Origin of the sequence: Streptomyces sp. NPDC056222 (genome assembly GCF_042264065.1) — a bacterium.
GTDB lineage: Bacteria > Actinomycetota > Actinomycetes > Streptomycetales > Streptomycetaceae > Streptomyces.
In genome coordinates, this window is sequence record NZ_JBHJTL010000207.1 from 1 (window position 1) to 1,600 (window position 1,600).

General features: G+C 62.3%; 2 protein-coding genes. Both read right to left on the minus strand.

Annotated elements, in window-relative coordinates; genetic code table 11:
* A partial coding sequence (locus ACFC0D_RS38490; protein WP_376446758.1) for a hypothetical protein occupies positions 1-357 on the minus strand: 357 nt, incomplete at its 3' end.
* A gap of 1 nt (position 358) precedes the next feature.
* The coding region (locus ACFC0D_RS38495; protein WP_376446760.1) for a hypothetical protein at positions 359-1,600 on the minus strand (1,242 nt) is incomplete at its 5' end.

Consider the following 1,600-nt stretch of genomic DNA (forward strand, 5'->3'; position numbering starts at 1 on the left):
CAACAAGACCTCATCCAGCGGCCCGACGATCTCCGGCGCAGGCGAACTCTCCGACTCCCACACTCGATCCGTCGCAGCCTTGATCAGCGCCATCAGCTTCCAGCCAGGCTCGGTGATCTGTTCGCCGGTAAGCGGGTGGGCGAAGGTGTACTCGCCCGCCAACAGGTCACGGATCGGAGCGCGCACCGTGCGGTCGTAGCTGCGGGTGTTGACCTGACCCGTGGCCGGGTTCCAGTCCACGCGATCGAAGAAGAACAGCACCGGGCCGTCATTGGCCCGGAAGTCCCATTGCACATCGATCCGGGTCGCCAGCATCTCGACCCGGTTGTTGTTGCTCTCGGAAAGAATCGGCGACATCTCATTGCTCCACGGAAATGATGCCCAGCGTCTGATTGATCACCACACCGACTGTACCTCCGCTCGCCGTGCCGGTGGCCACGTTGCGGGTGACGATGATGGCCCGGTAGGTGAACTGCTCGGTGCCGGGGGTGTTGTCGGTGAAGGTGTGCGAGCCAGCCATGCGCGAAGTCAGCTGCGACGGCCCACCCTGCTCGTTCAGCACCTCATAGTTGCCCGTGACGTTGAAGTCGGTGATGAACTGCTCGGCACCATTGCCCACCCGCCGATTGATCGCGATGGTGGCGTTCACCGGCCCGGAAACCCCGGTCCACCGGCCCGTGTTCGCGGTGTCGGTCTTGGTCATGTCGTAGCTGACCACGACGTTCTTGGCGCGCCCCAGGGTCGAGAACGGCCCGACGATGATCTCGGCGTTGCCGTTGGTCGAAGTGTTCCGCTGGGCGTTCTTCAGCGCACCTCCCGACAGACTACCGCCGAAGTACGCATTGCCCTGGTTGTCGATCCAGAACAGGCCGTTCGCCTTGCTCGCGTTGGCCGGGTTGGAGCCCACACCGATCCACATCATCAGGTCGTTGGATACACCGAACGGCTTGCCGTGCACCATCATGTAGGCCCCGGAACGAGTTACCCACCTGCCACTTCCGAAGGTTGTGCTGCCCGTATTGTTGGGGTCAACGATGCTCAACACGTCAGCAACAAAGCTGATTCGGCCAATGGTGCCGTCGTTGACGGACGTCATACCGATGGCATTGCCATTCACGTCCAGCGCCCAAGTGTACTTGGCAAACATGGTCGACTGGCCGTTCTCCAGCGTCGTCGCCCGCACCTCCATGGACTGCATAGCCGTGGCTGTGTCGGAGGTGGTGACTTCATCGCTCCAGGGAGTCGCGGAGGGGCCACGCTCCAGTTTCAGGCGACGGAACGACATTACCTCGCCCGTGCCTTCGCAGATCACACCGGCCAGCAGCCGGGTAGCGTCCGACGGCACATCGATTGGAACATTAAGCGCCTGCCAGACCCCCAGCTTGGAGCGATCAGACAGCACGGTCACCGAACCAATCAAGCCGCCGGCGTTGTATGCGCTGAGCACCAACCGTGCATTGCCGACCGAGCCATTGCGGAACACCTCTCCCGACAGGTAGTGAACGCCTGCCGTCGGGCTCTGCACGTACTGATAGCAACTGTCACTGCCGCTGGTCGGCTGGATCGCAAGGAATGGGCCGTGCGACGCATAGTTCAACGG